The following is a 1,241-nucleotide window of genomic DNA, read 5'->3' as shown; positions in this document are numbered from 1 at the left end:
CGGACCGAGATGAAGCTATGGCCATGATGGAACGCGTGGGTCTGCAGGATCGGGCCAACCATCTACCCAGCCAGTTATCCGGCGGTGAACAGCAACGTGTATGCATTGCCCGCGCTTTGATTAATTATCCTGTCATCCTTTTGGCCGATGAACCGACAGGGAACTTGGATGAAGCCAATCAGAATTTGGTCATGAAGATTTTCCGTGAATTGCATGACGAAGGCCATACGATTATTACGGTAACCCACTCGGCAGATGTAGGCGCCCAGGCTCAACGCTGTGTTGTTATTGAACACGGCCATATGGTTACGAAAGAATAAGGAGAAGTCAATGAGTGTAAAAAAATATGCCCTCTTTCTTTGTGCCGCCTATGCGGCAACGCAGCTTCTGACAGGTTGCGGTAGTGAAGAGGCTCAACAGCCGGCGGAAAATAACAAGTCGCAAAATGCATCGTGCTGCGATTTGTCAAAGACCAAAGACGGTACGTATACAGCGGAAAGTTCCGTCGATAAGGTACATGGTAAGGCGGTCATTACTCTTACTATTAAGGACCATAAGATTACGGCCGTCGAATACAAGGGTATTGATAAGGACGGTACGACTGTGAAGGACGAAAACTACGGTAATGATAAGGATCCTACAAATGCGAAGAAAGCGAAGGTTGCTTATGAATCGCAACGAAAGTATGCGGATCAATTGCTGCAGAAGCAAAAACTTGGTCAGGTTGACGCCATTTCAGGAGCTACCATTAACTACGATCAGTTCGTAGAAGCTGTAAAGAAAGACCTGGAACAAGCCAATCAGTAATATAAAAACGGTGCAACTCATTGTCGAGTTGCACCGTTTTTTGTGTGCCTGTTAGAAACTGGGTAAAATAGCACCCTTGTATTTGTCTTCAATGAATTTCTTTACTTCAGGTGATTGGAGGGCCTTCAAAAGCTTTTGAATTTCCGGACGAGATTCGTCGCCTGCACGGATGGCAAGGATGTTGGCATACGGGGAATCCTTGGCTTCCAGGAAAAGAGAATCCTTCAAAGGATTGAGCCCCGCTTCGAGGGCGAAGTTCGTGTTGATTACGGCAATATCTACATCGTCGATGGCACGAGGTACCTGAGCCGCATCCAGCTCACTGAACTGTAATTGTTTCGGGTTGTCCGTAATATCCTGAACCGTACTGGAAACGGTGCCTCCGTCTTTCAATTTAATGAGTCCGGCAGCCTGTAAAATTAAAAGAGCGCGTC

Annotated in this window: 3 protein-coding genes; 2 read left to right on the top strand and 1 reads right to left on the bottom strand. The window is 46.9% G+C overall.

Going from position 1 to position 1,241, the window contains the following annotated elements:
• Together PGX78_RS08400 and PGX78_RS08395 are read left to right on the top strand one after the other, a co-directional pair.
• Positions 1-320, top strand: a 320-nt coding sequence (locus tag PGX78_RS08400) for an ATP-binding cassette domain-containing protein (RefSeq protein ID WP_270446494.1), incomplete at its 5' end; no start/stop codon positions are given.
• A gap of 10 nt (positions 321-330) precedes the next feature.
• On the top strand, positions 331-807 hold the full coding sequence (locus tag PGX78_RS08395) for an FMN-binding protein (RefSeq protein WP_270446492.1): 477 nt from the start codon (positions 331-333) through the stop codon (positions 805-807).
• Between the two features lie 51 nt (positions 808-858).
• Here the strand turns inward: PGX78_RS08395 and PGX78_RS08390 are convergent.
• Positions 859-1,241, bottom strand: a 383-nt coding sequence (locus PGX78_RS08390) for a MetQ/NlpA family ABC transporter substrate-binding protein (RefSeq protein WP_270446489.1), incomplete at its 5' end; no start/stop codon positions are given.

The sequence above is a fragment of the Megasphaera sp. AF13-6AC genome, assembly GCF_027685385.1.
Classification (GTDB): Bacteria; Bacillota; Negativicutes; order Veillonellales; family Megasphaeraceae; genus Megasphaera; species Megasphaera micronuciformis.
The sequence above is the reverse complement of the archived record's forward strand: the minus strand, read 5'-3'. Positions and strand labels throughout refer to the sequence as shown.